This window comes from Salinispora vitiensis (genome assembly GCF_000378825.1).
Taxonomy (GTDB): domain Bacteria; phylum Actinomycetota; class Actinomycetes; order Mycobacteriales; family Micromonosporaceae; genus Micromonospora; species Micromonospora vitiensis.
In genome coordinates this window covers 4,449,967-4,464,496 of sequence record NZ_KB900388.1, presented here as the reverse complement: position 1 = coordinate 4,464,496, position 14,530 = coordinate 4,449,967, and the positions used below count along the sequence as shown (strand labels likewise).

Below are 14,530 nucleotides of genomic sequence, written 5' to 3'. Positions count from 1 at the left end.
AGGAAGCCGGGCCGGCCGGTGTTACAGCCGGGGAAGGGTATGAGAGGAGTCCCATCGTGTTCCTGCGCCGTACGAAGGCCCAGCTGATCACCCCGGAGGAGGCCCTGCCCGGCCGCCCGGTCGCGACACCCGTCACCGACCCGCACGAGGTGTTGGGCACCCCGCTGACGGGCCCGTTCCCCGAGGGAACCGAGATCGCCGTATTCGGGATGGGTTGTTTCTGGGGCGCCGAGCGGCTGTTCTGGACGCTGCCGGGCGTGCGCACCACCTCGGTGGGCTACGCGGGCGGCTACACGCCGAACCCGTCGTACGACGAGGTCTGCTCCGGCCGGACCGGGCACGCCGAGGTCGTCCAGGTCAACTACGACCCGACGAAGATCACATACGAGGACCTGTTGAAGGTCTTCTGGGAGAACCATGACCCGACCCAGGGCATGCGGCAGGGCAACGACATGGGCAGCCAGTACCGATCGGCGATCTACACGACCACCGAGGAGCAGCTGACCACCGCGCTGGCGTCCCGCGACGCGTTCGCACCGGTTGTGGCCCGCGCCGGCAAGGGCGAGATCACCACGGAGATCAGCCCCCTCGGCAACTACTACCTCGCCGAGAGCTACCACCAGCAGTACCTCGCTCCGACCAAGAATCCCGGCGGCTACTGCAACCACGGCCCGACCGGGCTCAGCTTCTGCGCCCCTTCCGAGCAACCGGCGAACCGGGACTGACCAGGTAAGAATGCAGGCGGGGCCGCGGCGGCCACCCGGCCCCGCCTGCATTCCAACTGTGCGTCCCTGAGGTTGCCCAACTCCGTGGCAACGGCATGAACGGTCTGGCGAGAGCGCCGTTGTGACCGAACCCGGGCAGCGCGAACGGCGGCCGGCGGATACGTTAAGGCGCGTTGTCACGACGAGTGGGGGGTACGTCGGTGAGCGACCAGCGGCAGCAGGGCTACCGGTTGAACGGGCTGCACCACACGCAGTTGGCCATCCCGCCGGAGTCGGAGCCGACCGTGCGAGAGTTCTACGGCGGTGTGCTGGGCATGGCCGAGCTAGCCAAGCCGCCAGTCCTCGCCACCCGCGGTGGTTGCTGGTTCCGCTCCGGCGGGCTCGAGATCCACCTCGGCGTGGAGTTGGATTTCCGGCCGGCCCGCAAGGCGCACCCGGGAATCCTGGTGAATGACATCGACGCCTTGGCCAAGCGCCTCGGCGAGCATGGGATCGAGGTCGACTGGGACGACAACTTCCCCGGGCACCGTCGGTTCTACGCCCACGACCCGCTGGGCAACCGGCTCGAGTTCCTGGAGCCGGAGCAGCCCGCCTAGCCTGGAACCGGCGCTGCGACCGCGGCCACTAGGTCCCCGTGGTACCGGCCTAGCGCGATCCGGCGACGCGTGCCCAGTCGGCGATGAGCGTGACCAGGCCCGCTACCCGCTTGACCACCAGTTCGGCGGACTCGTCCTGGCTGTAGTTCGACGACCCGACGTCGTTGCTGACCGCCCGGCCGAGCACGGCGGGACCAAACCAGCTGAACTTCGCGGCGCCACACGCGCCGACCGCGACGCGGACCGCGTCCTCGGAGCCCGACCAGCCACCGTCCCGCAAGCCCTTGAGGTAGCCGTCGACACAGCCCTCCGCGATCTCCGGTAGCAGGTCCGGATCCATCAGGCCGTCGGTGAAGCTGTCCTGGCCCGCGCCGAGTTCGTAGGCGAACCGGGCGATACGGCTGGGAGCCCATTCGAAACCACCGCTGCCGGGGACGTACTCCAGCCAGAGTTCGACCATGCCGTCGGCGCGTACGTTGGTCTCCAGCATTTCCGGCCCGCTGACGCCGGCCTCGGCATAGACAGTCGAGGTCAGGCCTTCCGCATAGGCCAGCGGCTCCCGCCGCCAGTAGTTCCAGTGCGTCGGCTCGGTGGAGGTTGGCCAGCAGCCGGCGTACCCGGGCGCACCCGGCCGGTAGATCTTCAACACGGCTTGACCGGCCGCCCCCCGCACCCGCCAGATCCCGTAGGTCGAGGCGTTTCCCTTGTTGTGCCGCAGCTCCTCGACCTCTAGGACCGGCAGACCGACCCGGGAGGGGATGTGGTGGACAGCGAGCGACTGTCCCGCACCAACGTCCAACTTTCGCCTGGATTGCCCAGCATGGTCCATCGACGGCCTCCCCAGGTCGGATCGTGACGGCTCTGGCGGAGGAGCCCAATCTTTCCAACTTCAGCCACCACTGCCGCCAGCCGAGGCGAGCACGGGGGGTCACTTATGCCGACGACCCGCCCGGGTGTATCGGATTCCATAAATGGGTCGATCATCACATCGGGTGACGACGACAGATCCTCGCAGAGTGACCGCGCGTGACACGAACTGCCACCCTCGCCCCCATGAACCGTCACTCTGCGCAGTGGAGGACGGGAATTCTAGCAACCCTTTTACACGACCGTCATGGTCTCAACAGGCTAATCGCAATATCCTCTGGCAGCATGGGCTGACATGTGCGGACTTGCGGGAGAGTTTCGCCGTGATGGTTCCCGGGCCGACGTGGCCACGGTGGAGCGCATGGCGGCCACGATGAGTGACCGAGGCCCGGACGACAGCGGGGTGTGGGCACAGGGAGCGATCGCCCTGGGACACCGCCGCCTTAAGATCATCGACCTCTCGGCCGCCAGCGGCCAACCCGTCGTGGACGCCGCCGCCGGCCTGACCGGCGTCTTCAACGGCTGCATCTACAACTACCGGGAACTACGGACGGAACTGCAGGCCAAGGGGCACCACTTCTTCTCCTCCGGAGACAGCGAGGTGGTGATCAAGGCGTACGCCGAATGGGGCCTTGACTTCGTTGACCACCTCGTCGGCATGTTCGCCGTGGCGATCACCGAGCGGGACACCGGCCGGCTCGTGCTGGCCCGGGACCGGCTCGGCATCAAGCCGCTCTACCTGGCCGAGTCGCCGGGCGTGGTCCGCTTCGCCAGCACCCTGCCGGCGCTACTGGCCGGCGGCGGCGTCAACACCGAGATCGACCCGGTCGCGCTGGCGCACTACCTGAGCTTCCACAGCATCGTGCCGCCCCCGCGCACCATCCTGCGCGGGGTGGCCAAGCTCCCCCCGGCCACCATCCGGGTCTACGAGCCGGACGGCCGCAGCCACGAGCGGGTCTACTGGAATCCGTCCTTCACCCGGAACCCCGAACGCGCCGGCTGGTCGGCCCAGGACTGGCAGGACGCCCTGCTGGGCTCGCTGACCACCGCCGTACGGCGACGGATGGTCGCCGACGTACCGGTCGGCGTGCTGCTCTCCGGCGGCCTGGACTCGAGCCTGGTGGTGGCCCTACTCGCCGGGGAGGGCCAGCGCGGCCTCTCCACCTTCTCCATCGGCTTCGACTCGGTTGGGGGCCGGGAGGGCGACGAATTCCGCTACTCGGACCTGGTGGCGAAGACCTTCGACACTGACCACCACCAGATCCGCGTCCCGTCGCAGGACCTGGTGCCGCCGCTGGAGGCGGCGGTCGCCGCGATGAGCGAGCCGATGGTCAGCCATGACTGCGTCGCGTTCTACCTGCTCAGCCAGGAGGTGGCCCGACACGTCAAGGTCGTCCAGTCCGGTCAGGGCGCGGACGAGATCCTGGGCGGCTACCACTGGTACCCGCCGCTGGCGCAGGTCGCGCGGGAGGAGGCGCTCGAGACGTACGCCCGGGCGTTCTTCGACCGGGACGCGGCCGGGCTGGCGCGCGTACTCGACCCGGCCTGGCTGGCCGACGGGGACCCGGCACGCGAGTTCGTCGCCGCCCACCTGGCCCAGGCCGGGGCGCAGACCGCGGTCGACGCCGGCCTGCGGATCGACACGCAGATCATGCTGACCGACGACCCGGTGAAGCGGGTCGACAACATGACCATGGCACACGGGCTGGAGGCCCGGGTCCCGTTCCTCGACCACGAGTTCGTGGAGCTCGCGGCGACCTGCCCGCCGGAGCTGAAGCTGGCCCAAGGCGGCAAGGGCGTGCTCAAGGAGATCGGCCGGCGGGTCCTGCCGCACGAGGTCATCGACCGGCCGAAGGGCTACTTCCCGGTTCCGGGCCTCACCCACCTGGAGGGCAAGCTCCTCGACCGGGTCCGCGACGCGCTCTCCGCGCCGGAGGCTCGGCGGCGAGGGCTGTACCGCACCGACTACGTCAACGCGCTGCTCGACGACCCGAACGCCGAACTGACCCCGTTGAACGGAAACAAACTGTGGCAACTCGGACTCCTGGAAATGTGGCTCCAGAACCACGGAATCGGTTGACCATGTCGGGGAGCCTCGCGACCGGGGTAGCACTGGCAGATCAGGTACGGGGCCGGAGCCGTCGGTTCGAGCGGGTCGGCCCCGGCGGCGACCCGGTCGCCGCCGCGGCCACCTCAGCCAGCCCGGCCGTCGTACCCGCGGCGGAACACGTCGACGACACGCCCGCCGCGGGCGTCGTGCTCGACTGCGGCTGGGGCCGGTTGGTGTTCGGCCAGACCTACGCCGACCAGGCCGACGTCGCCGACGTGCTGCGCTCGGAGGCGGCCGGCGCCCGGGACATCTGCATCTACCTGGACGATCCGCACGTACTCGTCTCCCGGCTGCCGGACGAGCTGTTCATCGACCCGTCGCTGACCTTCCGGCTGCCGCTGCACGGCGAAGGGCTCGCCGCCCCGGAAATCCCCGGCCTGCGGATCCGGCCGCTGCGGGACGCGCAGGACGCCGAGGACGTCAATCGGATCTACGCGGCCAACAGCATGGTGACCGCGCCGGTGGAGGTACTCGTCGCCAACGCCGCCACCGACAGTTTCCTGCACCTGGTCGCCGAGAACGCGACCGGCGAGATCGTCGGCACCATCACCGGGGTGGACCATGTCGCCGTCTTCGACGACCCGGACGGCGGTTCCAGCCTCTGGTGCCTGACCGTGGACTTCAACGCCGCACCGCCCGGCACCGGCCAGGCGCTCATCACTGAGCTGGCGGCCCGGTTGGTCAACCGGGGGCGGGCGTACGTGGACCTGTCGGTGCTCGCCGAGAACGAGGGCGCGATCCGGCTCTACGAACGGCTCGGTTTCTACCGCGTCACCGCACTCTGTGTGAAGCGGAAGAACCCGATCAACGAGCGGCTCTTCCTTCCCGCCATGCCGGAGGGGTACGACGAGCTCAACCCGTACGCGCAGATCGTCGCGGACGAGGCGATGCGCCGGGGCATCCGGGTGGAGGTGACCGACCCGAACTGGGGTGAGCTGCGGCTGACCAGCGGCGGCCGGACGATCCTCACCCGCGAGTCGCTCTCCGAGCTGACCTCGGCGGTGGCGATGAGCCGCTGTGACGACAAGCGGGTCACCCGCCGGATCTTCGCCCAGGCCGGGCTCGCCGTGCCGCGGGGCCGGACGGCCACCGGGGACGCGGCCGACACCGCGTTCCTGGCCGAGGTCGGTGCGTTGGTCGTGAAGCCGGCCCGGGGCGAGCAGGGCAAGGGAATCACCGTCGGCGTACGCACCGCCGAAGCCCTGCGGACGGCCGTCGAGCTGGCCGCCCGGTACTGCCCGGAGGTGCTGCTCGAGGAGTTGTGCGCCGGTGAGGATCTGCGCGTCGTCATGATCGATCATGAGGTGGTGGCGGCCGCGGTACGACGGCCAGCGTCGATCATCGGCGACGGGGTGCACGACATCGCCGAGCTGATCAGGCGACAGAGCCGCCGTCGGGCCGCCGCGACCGGCGGCGAGTCCCGCATTCCACTGGACGAGATGACCCGCGAGGTGGTCGCTGAAGCCGGCTACGCCTTGACCGGCATCCTGCCGGAGGGCGAGCTGCTGGTCGTCCGCCGGACCGCCAACCTGCACACCGGTGGCACGATCCACGACGTCACCGCGGAGCTGCACCCGGAGATCGCCGAGGCGTGCGTGACCGCGAGTAGGGCACTGGACATTCCGGTGACCGGGCTGGACCTGTTGGTACCCGCAGCGGAAAACGCCGAGCACGTCTTCATCGAGGCGAACGAGCGACCCGGCCTGGCCAACCACGAGCCGCAGCCGACCGCCGAACGCTTCGTCGATCTACTCTTCCCCGGGACCCGCGCCCCGCAACGCCTCTGGTCCCCGGCGGGTGCGGCAAGCTCTGGAGTATGACCCCGAGCCAGCCCGCACCCCTCCCACTCGACCTCGACTACCTACGCCACGTCTTGGTGGAGCTACTGGAGATCCCGAGCCCGGCCGGCCGCACCGACCACGTACAGCAGTACGTGGGCGAGCGGTTGGCGGCGCTCGGGATCCCGTCCACGCTGACCCGACGCGGCGCGCTCAGCGCCTACCTGCCGGGCCCGCGGACGACCGGGGCCGACCGGGCGATCGTGGTGCACACCGATGTCATCGGCGGGATGGTGAAGCGGCTCAAGGAGAACGGGCGGCTGGAGCTGCAGCCGATCGGGACGCACAGCGCACGTTTCGCCGAGGGCGCCCACGTACGGGTCTTCACCGATCACCTGGATCGGGTGGTCACCGGTCAGGTTCTGCCGTTGAAGGCCAGTGGGCACCGTTACAACGACGCGGTGGACTCCCAGGGCATCGGCTGGGAGCTGGTCGAGGTCCGGGTGGACGAACCGGTGTACGACACCGCCGGCCTCCGCGCGCTGGGGATCGACGTGGGTGACTTCGTGGCGCTCCTACCGAACCCGCAGGTCACCCCCGCCGGGTACGTGAAGTCCCGCCACCTGGACGACAAGGCGGGCGTGGCGGCGGTGCTGACCGCCTGCAAGGCGTTGGTGGACGCCGGGGTCACCCCGGCGGTCAGCGCGCACCTGTTGATCACGGTCACCGAGGAGATCGGCCACGGCGCCTCCCACGGGCTGGATCCGGATGTGGCCGAGATCGTCTCGGTGGACGCGGCCGTGGTCGCCCCCGGCCAGCAATCCCGGGAGGACGCGGCGACCCTGGCGATGGGCGACGGGGTGGGCCCGTTCGACTACCACCTGACCCGCAACCTGGCGGCGATCGCCCGCGAGAACGACGTCGACCTGGTCCGCGACGTCTTCGACAACTACCGTTCGGATGTCGCGGCGGCGGTCGAGGCCGGTGCGCACGCCCGGGTGGCGCTGCTCGGGTTCGGGGTGGACGCCACCCACGGCCATGAGCGCACCCACCTGGACGGGCTGCGCCACCTGACCCAGCTGCTCTGTCTCTACCTCCAGAGCGAACTGGTCTTCCCGGAGTGGGATGCGGAGCCCGCGGGTGAACTCGCGAAGTTCCCGTCGCTGGCCGTGCAGCCCGCGCAGGAGGACGGACCGCGCGAGGGCCCGATCGGCCTGCCCGACCTCCGCTGAGCACGCCCGACGCCCGGCGTCCCCGCAGCCGGACGGCCCCCGACCCGGACGGCCCCGGACCTGGACGCCCCCGACCCGGACGGCCCCGGACCTGGACGCCCCCGGACCCGGCGGCTACCGCGAACTCGATCCGCCTTCCGGCCGCTTGTGATCGAAATCCGTTGCCCCGGGCACAGCGCTGTGGATAGCGTGACGCTACACGGGAAAGGAGGTGGTCCAGACTTGTATAGCAATCGGACTCGTGAGGTGGCTGCCCGCTAGCCGCTGTCCTCGACAGTCGTCCACCCCACCGGGTGGGCAGGAAAGATCGTCGAGACCGTGTGGCAGCGGTGCGGCGAATCCATGACAGCCACCCGACCCCCGGGGTGCCGGCCCAGTCCAGCCGGCCCGCGCGTCAGCGCGGAAGCCCCGGGGGTCGTTCTTTCCCCAGCAGCGGCCAGGGCGGCAGGAGGGCGGCATGTCGATGCGGGAACTGGTGGTACTCGGGACGGCCAGCCAGACGCCGACCCGCACCCGAAACCACAACGGGTACGTCCTGCGCTGGGACGACGAGGTGATCCTCTTCGATCCGGGGGAGGGCAGCCAGCGGCAGCTGCTGCACAGCACGGTCACCGCCACCGACCTGACCCGGATCTGTGTCACGCACTTCCACGGCGACCACTGTCTCGGGCTCCCCGGCACCATTCAGCGGCTCTCCCTGGACCGGGTGCCGCACCCGGTCGCGGTCCACTTTCCGGCCGGCGGTGCAGAGTACTTCGCCCGGCTGCGGCACGCGTCGAGTTTCTACGAGACCGCCGAGCTGGCCGTCGTACCGATCGCCACCGACGGGCAGCAGATCGAGATCCGCGGCGGCACGCTGGAGGCCCGCCGGCTCCGGCACCCGGTCGAGACGTACGGATATCGGCTGGTCGAGCCGGACGGGCACCGGATGCTGCCGGAGCGGCTGGCCGCCCACGGCATCGCCGGCCCGGCCATCGGCGAGCTGCTCCGCGTCGGCCACCTCGACGTGGCGGGACGGCGGGTCACCCGGGAGCAGATGAGCGCGCCGCGGCCGGGCCAGCGGTTCGCGTTCGTGATGGACACCGGCCTCTGTGACGCGGTGTACGACCTCGCCGACAACGCCGACCTCCTGGTCATCGAGGCCACCTTCCTGGCCTCGGAGGCCGCGCTCGCCGCCGAGGTTGGGCACCTGACCGCGGGGCAGGCGGCGCAGGTCGCCACCGAGTGCGGGGTACGCCGCCTCGTGCTCACCCACTTCTCCCAGCGCTACCCGGACCTGGACCGCTTTGCCGGCGAGGCCCGGGAGCACTTCGCGGGTGATCTGGTGGTCGCCGAGGACCTGACAACCGTGCCGGTCCCGCCTCGACGGGTACCCTCAGCCAAGTGACCGTCACGCTCCGCCCAGGAACGGTAGACGACCTGATCGCGGTCGGGGCGCTGCACCAACGTTCCCGAGTCGCCGCCTACGCGCCCTTCGTGAGCACCGAGACGCTGGCCGAGCCGACCCCGGCGGCACTGGGACAGTACTGGCGAGAACGCTGGAGTCACGAGCGCGCCGACCACGTGCTGACCGTGGCGGAACGGGATGGCCAGCTAGTCGGCTTCAGTTACCTCGGCCCGGACGACCAGGGTGACCCCGCCACCGGGCTACTCCACGCGGTCTACCTGGAGCCGGCGGAGCGGGGCCGCGGGCTGGGCCGGATGCTGACGGCCGACGCCCTGGCCGAGATGCGCTCCCGTGGCTGGCGGGTCGCGGCCCTCTGGGTGTTGCGGCAGAACGGACCGGCCCGCCGCTTCTACGAGCGGGACGGGTGGCGGCCAACCGGCGCCACCCAGGAGGAAATGATCGGCTCGACCCCCGCCGTGCTGCTCCGCTACCGGCGGGAGTTGTAGCTCCGGCCGGGCGAGGTGCCCGGCAGGGCCCCGCCCACGCCCAAGTCGGCGGGGGCCCTGCCGGTTGATCCAGCGTCCGTCAGCGGGAACCGAGGTGGGCGAGCAGGTCCTGCCGGGTGAGAACCCCCTTCGGTTTGCCGTCGATCAGCACCAGAGCGGCGTCGGACTTCTCCAGCAGGGCCACCGCCTCGCTGACCGGCTGCCCACCGCCGATCATCGGCAGTGGCGCGGCCATGTGCCGCTCGATGGTGTCGTGCAGCTGCGCCTGGCCGGTGAAGAGCGCGTCGAGCAGGTCCCGCTCCGCGACCGACCCGGCCACCTCGCCGGTCACCACCGGCGGTTCAGCCTTCAGCACCGGCAGCTGGGAGACGCCGTACTCGCGCAGGTAGTCGATCGCGTCCCGCACCGTCTCGGTCGGGTGCACGTGCACCAGCTCCGGCAACCCACCCGGCTTGCCGGCGAGGGTCTCGGCGATGGTCGGCTCGTTGCCGGAGTTGTCCAGGAAGCCGTACCGGGCCATCCACGAGTCGTTGAAGATCTTGGACAGGTAGCCGCGCCCCCCGTCCGGCAGCAGCACCACGACCACGTCGTCCGGACCGGCCGCGCGGGCCACCTCCAGCCCCGCGACGACCGCCATCCCGCAGGAGCCACCGACCAGCAGCCCCTCGGTCCGGGCCAGCCGGCGGGTCATCTCGAACGAGGCCTTGTCGGAGACCTCAACGATCCCGTCGGCGATCTCCCGGTCGTAGGTCTCCGGCCAGAAGTCCTCACCGACCCCCTCGACCAGGTACGGCCGCCCGGTACCGCCGGAGTAGACCGACCCCTCCGGGTCAGCGCCGATCACCTTGACCCGCCCCGCCGACGCCTCCTTCAGGTAGCGGCCGATACCGGAGATCGTGCCACCGGTGCCGACCCCCGTGACGAAGTGGGTGATCCGACCCTCGGTCTGCGCCCACAGCTCCGGACCGGTGGTCTCGTAGTGGGAACGGGGGTTCGCCGGGTGGGCGTACTGGTTGGGCTTCCAGGCGCCAGGGATCTCCTGGGCCAGACGATCGGAGACGTTGTAGTAGGAGCGCGGATCGGCGGGCGCGACCGCGGTCGGACAGACGACCACCTCGGCGCCGTAGGCGCGCAGCACGTCCTGCTTGTCCTGGCTGACCTTGTCCGGGCAGACGAAGACGCACCGATAGCCCTTGAGCTGGGCCACCAGCGCCAGCCCGACCCCGGTGTTGCCACTGGTCGGCTCGACGATCGTGCCGCCCGGGCGGAGGATCCCCGCCTGCTCGGCGTCCTCCACCATGCGCAGGGCGATCCGATCCTTGACCGACCCGCCGGGGTTCAGGTACTCCACCTTCACTAGGACGGTGGCCTGGATGCCCTCAGTCACGTTGCGCAGGCGTACCAGCGGGGTGTTGCCGATCAACTCGACGACGTTGTCGTAGTACTGCACCTGGTTGTGCCCTTCTCCTCCGGTGCCGCCGGATGGGCGGCCGGCCAGACGAATACGGATGTCGCGCTCAGCCTACGTCCCGTCAGCCCGCCACCTCGCCCGGGACGACCGAAGCCCGGCGCGCCTCCCACTCCAGAAACCGCTCGGTCTCGGCGAGTACGCTCCCGGCGAGCCAGGTGACCACGACCGCGTCGTCGGCCAGCCCGAGCAGCGCCAGCCCAAGCTCCGGCAGCAGGTCGACCGGCGAGACGATGTAGGCCGCGGCGACGGTCATCAGCGCCAGCCGCAGGCCCCCGTCATACCGTCCCCGGACGGTCGCCAGGATCATCCGGGGCAGCGCCGCCACCCGCGCCCCGAGCCCCGGCCCGCCTCGTACGCCGGCCACGAGCGCCCGGGCCAACGCGAGGAACGCCGCCCGCCGGTGCAGTGTCTTCCCCATCTGCTCACTCCTTCCCCACACCAGCGTGCCGCCCCGGCACAAGTCGGGCCGGGCCTGTCCCGGCAGCGGGGAGCCGTCTCGGGCGACGGCGTCCGGTGGCGGGTTCGCGTAATGTCGGTGCATGGGGGTCGCTGATTCCGTTGTCCCGGCCGGTCCACGCTGGCAGGTCGCCTGGCGTGTCACCCGGCTGGTGGTGCTCGGCGCGGTCGCCACGGCCGCCGCCGCGGCGACCGCCGGTGGTGTCCTGATCGGCCAGGCCCGGCAGGCACGACGAAGCATCCCCCCGGCCGAGGCGCCGCCGCCACGCTGCGATGGAGTCTACGGGGCGAAGCTGCCCGGACCACCGGTCACCATGGTCGTACTGGGCGACTCCTGCGCCGCCGGCTACGGCGTGCACCGCCGCCGCGAAACACCGGGGGCGCTGCTCGCCACCGGGGTTTCCCGCCGGCTACACCGACCGGTCCGGCTGCACCGGTTCGCCGTGGTGGGGGCGCTCTCCGCCGTCCTGCGCCACCAGGTCGAGGCGGCGCTCGAAGCCCGTCCCGATGTCGCCGTCATCCTGATCGGCGGTAACGACGTCACCAACCGCACCCCGCCCGCCGTGGCCGTGCGCTACCTGATCGAGGCGGTGACCACGCTTCGCGGCGCTGGCTGCGCGGTGGTCGTCGGCACCTGCCCGGACCTGGGGGCGATTCGCCCCATCCAGCCGCCACTGCGCTGGCTGGCCCGCCGCTGGAGTCGCCAGCTCGCCGCCGCCCAGACGGTGGCCGTGGTCGAGGCTGGTGGCGCGACGGTCTCCCTCGGCGACCTGCTCGGTCCCCGGTTCACGGCCGAGCCGACCCGGTTGTTCGCCTGGGACCGGTTCCACCCGTCGGCGGAGGGCTACGCGATGGCTGCCGCCGCGCTGCTGCCGACCGTCCTCTCCGCCCTCGGGGCGGGGCCGGAGCGGGGGGCTGCGCCATCGCGGGTCCGGGGCGTACGGTCGCTGCCGGAGGCCGCCCAGGAGGCGGCGCGGCACGCGGGGACCGAGGTCAGCGGTGCCCAGGTTCGGGGCCACGACCGCGGTCCGGCAGGTCGGTGGGCGCAGCTGCGCCGACGGGCCTTCTTCGGTGCCGTGACCCAATCCGACCCGGCCGTGGACCCGCCCCACGATGGAGGGGATGGCATGCAGGAGCGCAGCATTGAGCGCGGGGCGGTAGCACCGTGACGGGCCACTTCCGCCCGGGCTTATCCCGCCGGCTCGGGCGGGCCACGGCCGGCTGCTTCGCCGCCGCGGCGGTGGGGGGTGCCGCTCTCCTGGCTGGACAGGCCGTCGCCGCCCACCATCGGCGTTATGCCCAACCCGAGCTGGGGCTGGCCCTGCGGGCCACGATCGGCCAGGCCGACGCTCCCCCGTTGCGGCTCGTGCTGCTCGGGGACTCGTCCGCACTCGGGGTCGGCGTCAGCCGGCTGGCGGATACCGTCGGTGGGCAGCTCGCCCACCTGCTCGCTGAGGGGCCGGCCGGGCAGCTGGTCCACCTCTCCAGCGTGGCCGTATCGGGCTCCCGCTCCACCGATCTGGCCACCCAGGTCGCTCGGGCACTGCTCGGGGAACGACCCGATGTGGCGGTGATCCTGATTGGCGCGAACGACGCCACCTCCCTGCGTCGGTCGACCGCCGTCGCGGCCTGCCTCGGGGCCACAGTGCACCGGCTCCGTGAGGCCCGGGTGGAGGTCGTGGTCGGGACCTGCCCCGACCTCGGGGCGGTACGCGCGATCGCGCCCCCGCTACGGCACCTGGTCGGCTGGTCCGGACGGCGGACGGCGCGGGCCCAGACCCTCGCGGTACTCACCGCCGGTGGGACGGTGGTGGACCTCGCCACCGAGGCCGGTCCGGTCTTCCGGGCCGACGCCGGCACGTTCTGCCACGACGGCTTCCACCCGTCTGCCGACGGGTACCGGGTGTGGGCGCACGCTCTCTTCCCGGCGGTGGCCGCTGCCGCAACGATGGCGGCTCGGCACAGCCCACGGTGACATTTCCCGGGCCCGGCACGGCTTCCGCCAGATGTTACTGACCGGTTAGGTTTGGTCCATGCCGATTGAGTCGTCCCGCGACGCTGTCATCGTCGCCACCGCCCGCTCCCCCATCGGCCGGGCCCGTAAGGGGTCCCTGCGCGAGTTCCGCCCGGATGACCTCACCGCCACCATCGTGCAGGCCGCCCTCGACAAGCTCCCCCAGCTCGACCGGAGCGAGATCGACGATCTGTACCTGGGCTGTGGTCTGCCCGGCGGTGAGCAGGGCTTCAACCTGGCCCGCGTGGTCGCCACCCTGATGGGCCACGACGACCTGCCCGGAGCCACGCTGACCCGCTACTGCGCCTCGTCCCTGCAGACCACCCGGATGGCGATGCATGCGATTCGGGCCGGCGAGGGTGACATCTTCGTCTCCGCCGGCGTCGAGACCGTCTCCCGGTACGCCCGGGGCACCTCCGACAGTCTGCCGCCGGAGGCACAGGCGCTGGTCGGTGGGGGCTGGGAGAACCCCCGCTTCAGCGCCGCCCGGGAGCGTTCGACGGCACGTGCCAAGGGCGGGGCCGAGGTGTGGACGGATCCGCGGGACACCGGCGACCTGCCCGACATCTACCTGGCCATGGGGCAGACCGCGGAGAACCTGGCCCAGGTCCACGGCGTCACCCGGGCCGAGATGGACGAGTTCGGCGTACGCAGTCAGAACCGCGCCGAGCAGGCGATCGCCGCCGGGTTCTGGGCTCGGGAAATCACCCCGGTGACCACCCCGGACGGCACCGTGGTCAGCGCCGACGACGGTCCCCGACCCGGTGTCACGCTCTCCGCCGTCGCCCAGCTGGATCCGGTCTTCCGACCCGACGGCCGGATCACCGCCGGCAACTGCTGCCCCCTCAACGACGGCGCCGCCGCCGTAGTGATCATGAGCGCTCAGCGGGCGAGTGAACTCGGCGTCACCCCGCTGGCGCGAATCGTCTCGACCGGCGTAACCGCGCTCTCGCCGGAGATCATGGGGCTCGGCCCGGTCGAGGCGTCGAAGCAGGCCCTGAAGCGGGCTGGGATGACCATTGACGACGTGGACCTGGTGGAGATCAACGAGGCCTTCGCCGCACAGGTGATCCCCTCCTACCGGCAGCTGGGCATAGCGGAGGAGAAGCTGAACGTGATGGGCGGCGCCATCGCGGTCGGCCACCCGTTCGGCATGACCGGCGCGCGGATCACCGGCACCCTGCTCAACGCCCTGCAGTGGCACGACGCGACGATCGGCCTGGAGACGATGTGTGTCGGCGGCGGCCAGGGCATGGCCATGGTGATCGAACGTCTGACCTGAGGGTTTGGGGAGCCGGCCCGGTGCGGGCCGGCTCCGCGGTTGCCCGCAGCGGGCCGCGCGGGTCGCGCTCGGCGGGGCCGCGCGGGTCCCCGGTAGCCGCGCGGGT

The 14,530-nt window shown here is 71.3% G+C and carries 13 protein-coding genes; 10 read left to right on the top strand and 3 right to left on the bottom strand.

The window, feature by feature from the left end:
- Nucleotides 1–56 precede the first annotated feature (56 nt).
- Both msrA and SALPAC2_RS0121205 read left to right on the top strand, forming a co-directional pair.
- Entirely contained in the window at nt 57–725 is a 669-nt protein-coding gene (gene msrA, locus SALPAC2_RS0121210; RefSeq protein WP_018218634.1) for a peptide-methionine (S)-S-oxide reductase MsrA, read from the top strand.
- A 200-nt stretch (nt 726–925) separates the two neighbouring features.
- The gene (locus SALPAC2_RS0121205) at nt 926–1,321 is read left to right on the top strand and encodes a VOC family protein (RefSeq protein ID WP_026184980.1); all 396 of its coding nucleotides are present in this window, start codon (nt 926–928) and stop codon (nt 1,319–1,321) included.
- 49 nt (nt 1,322–1,370) lie between these two features.
- On the opposite strand, the gene SALPAC2_RS0121200 is transcribed toward SALPAC2_RS0121205, so the two are convergent.
- A complete protein-coding gene (locus SALPAC2_RS0121200) occupies nt 1,371–2,120 on the bottom strand; it encodes a hypothetical protein (protein WP_018218632.1) in 750 nt (249 codons plus the stop codon).
- Between the two features lie 363 nt (nt 2,121–2,483).
- Between SALPAC2_RS0121200 and SALPAC2_RS0121195 the strand changes: the two genes are divergently transcribed.
- From SALPAC2_RS0121195 to SALPAC2_RS0121175, 5 genes are all read left to right on the top strand, one after another.
- The gene (locus SALPAC2_RS0121195) at nt 2,484–4,268 is read left to right on the top strand and encodes an N-acetylglutaminylglutamine amidotransferase (protein WP_026184979.1); all 1,785 of its coding nucleotides are present in this window, start codon (nt 2,484–2,486) and stop codon (nt 4,266–4,268) included.
- A gap of 2 nt (nt 4,269–4,270) precedes the next feature.
- A complete protein-coding gene (gene ngg / locus SALPAC2_RS0121190; protein ID WP_018218630.1) occupies nt 4,271–6,118 on the top strand; it encodes an N-acetylglutaminylglutamine synthetase in 1,848 nt (615 codons plus the stop codon).
- On the top strand, nt 6,115–7,308 hold the full coding sequence (locus SALPAC2_RS0121185; protein WP_018218629.1) for an osmoprotectant NAGGN system M42 family peptidase: 1,194 nt from the start codon (nt 6,115–6,117) through the stop codon (nt 7,306–7,308). The genes ngg and SALPAC2_RS0121185 overlap by 4 nt, the downstream gene beginning before the upstream one ends.
- Nucleotides 7,309–7,765: 457 nt before the next feature.
- Nucleotides 7,766–8,695, top strand: a complete 930-nt coding sequence (locus tag SALPAC2_RS0121180; protein ID WP_018218628.1) for a ribonuclease Z — start codon at nt 7,766–7,768, stop codon at nt 8,693–8,695.
- Nucleotides 8,692–9,201, top strand: coding sequence for a GNAT family N-acetyltransferase (locus SALPAC2_RS0121175; protein WP_018218627.1), 510 nt, complete (start codon nt 8,692–8,694; stop codon nt 9,199–9,201). Before SALPAC2_RS0121180 ends, SALPAC2_RS0121175 begins: the two co-directional genes overlap by 4 nt.
- Nucleotides 9,202–9,280: 79 nt before the next feature.
- Here SALPAC2_RS0121175 and SALPAC2_RS0121170 read toward each other — a convergent pair whose 3' ends face one another.
- Both SALPAC2_RS0121170 and SALPAC2_RS0121165 read right to left on the bottom strand, forming a co-directional pair.
- On the bottom strand, nt 9,281–10,651 hold the full coding sequence (locus SALPAC2_RS0121170; RefSeq protein ID WP_018218626.1) for a cystathionine beta-synthase: 1,371 nt from the start codon (nt 10,649–10,651) through the stop codon (nt 9,281–9,283).
- 82 nt (nt 10,652–10,733) lie between these two features.
- The gene (locus SALPAC2_RS0121165) at nt 10,734–11,090 is read right to left on the bottom strand and encodes a DUF1232 domain-containing protein (RefSeq protein WP_018218625.1); all 357 of its coding nucleotides are present in this window, start codon (nt 11,088–11,090) and stop codon (nt 10,734–10,736) included.
- Nucleotides 11,091–11,211: 121 nt separating this feature from the next.
- Here SALPAC2_RS0121165 and SALPAC2_RS0121155 point away from each other — a divergent pair, with 121 nt between their 5' ends.
- Genes SALPAC2_RS0121155 through SALPAC2_RS0121145 form a run of 3 tightly spaced genes read left to right on the top strand, consistent with a single transcriptional unit; the run spans nt 11,212 to nt 14,424 of the window.
- Nucleotides 11,212–12,297, top strand: coding sequence for an SGNH/GDSL hydrolase family protein (locus SALPAC2_RS0121155; RefSeq protein WP_018218624.1), 1,086 nt, complete (start codon nt 11,212–11,214; stop codon nt 12,295–12,297).
- Nucleotides 12,294–13,103, top strand: a complete 810-nt coding sequence (locus SALPAC2_RS0121150) for an SGNH/GDSL hydrolase family protein (RefSeq protein ID WP_018218623.1) — start codon at nt 12,294–12,296, stop codon at nt 13,101–13,103. The genes SALPAC2_RS0121155 and SALPAC2_RS0121150 overlap by 4 nt, the downstream gene beginning before the upstream one ends.
- Before the next feature lie 58 nt (nt 13,104–13,161).
- The gene (locus tag SALPAC2_RS0121145; protein WP_018218622.1) at nt 13,162–14,424 is read left to right on the top strand and encodes an acetyl-CoA C-acetyltransferase; all 1,263 of its coding nucleotides are present in this window, start codon (nt 13,162–13,164) and stop codon (nt 14,422–14,424) included.
- The last annotated feature ends 106 nt before the right edge of the window (nt 14,425–14,530 follow it).

Coding starts and splice junctions, on each gene's coding strand:
- SALPAC2_RS0121145 (WP_018218622.1), top strand. CDS start 13,162: ATGCCGATTGAGTCGTCCCGCGACGCTGTCATCGTCGCCACCGCCCGC.
- SALPAC2_RS0121185 (WP_018218629.1), top strand. CDS start 6,115: ATGACCCCGAGCCAGCCCGCACCCCTCCCACTCGACCTCGACTACCTA.
- ngg (WP_018218630.1), top strand. CDS start 4,271: ATGTCGGGGAGCCTCGCGACCGGGGTAGCACTGGCAGATCAGGTACGG.
- SALPAC2_RS0121155 (WP_018218624.1), top strand. CDS start 11,212: ATGGGGGTCGCTGATTCCGTTGTCCCGGCCGGTCCACGCTGGCAGGTC.
- SALPAC2_RS0121180 (WP_018218628.1), top strand. CDS start 7,766: ATGTCGATGCGGGAACTGGTGGTACTCGGGACGGCCAGCCAGACGCCG.
- SALPAC2_RS0121195 (WP_026184979.1), top strand. CDS start 2,484: ATGTGCGGACTTGCGGGAGAGTTTCGCCGTGATGGTTCCCGGGCCGAC.
- SALPAC2_RS0121165 (WP_018218625.1), bottom strand. CDS start 11,090: ATGGGGAAGACACTGCACCGGCGGGCGGCGTTCCTCGCGTTGGCCCGG.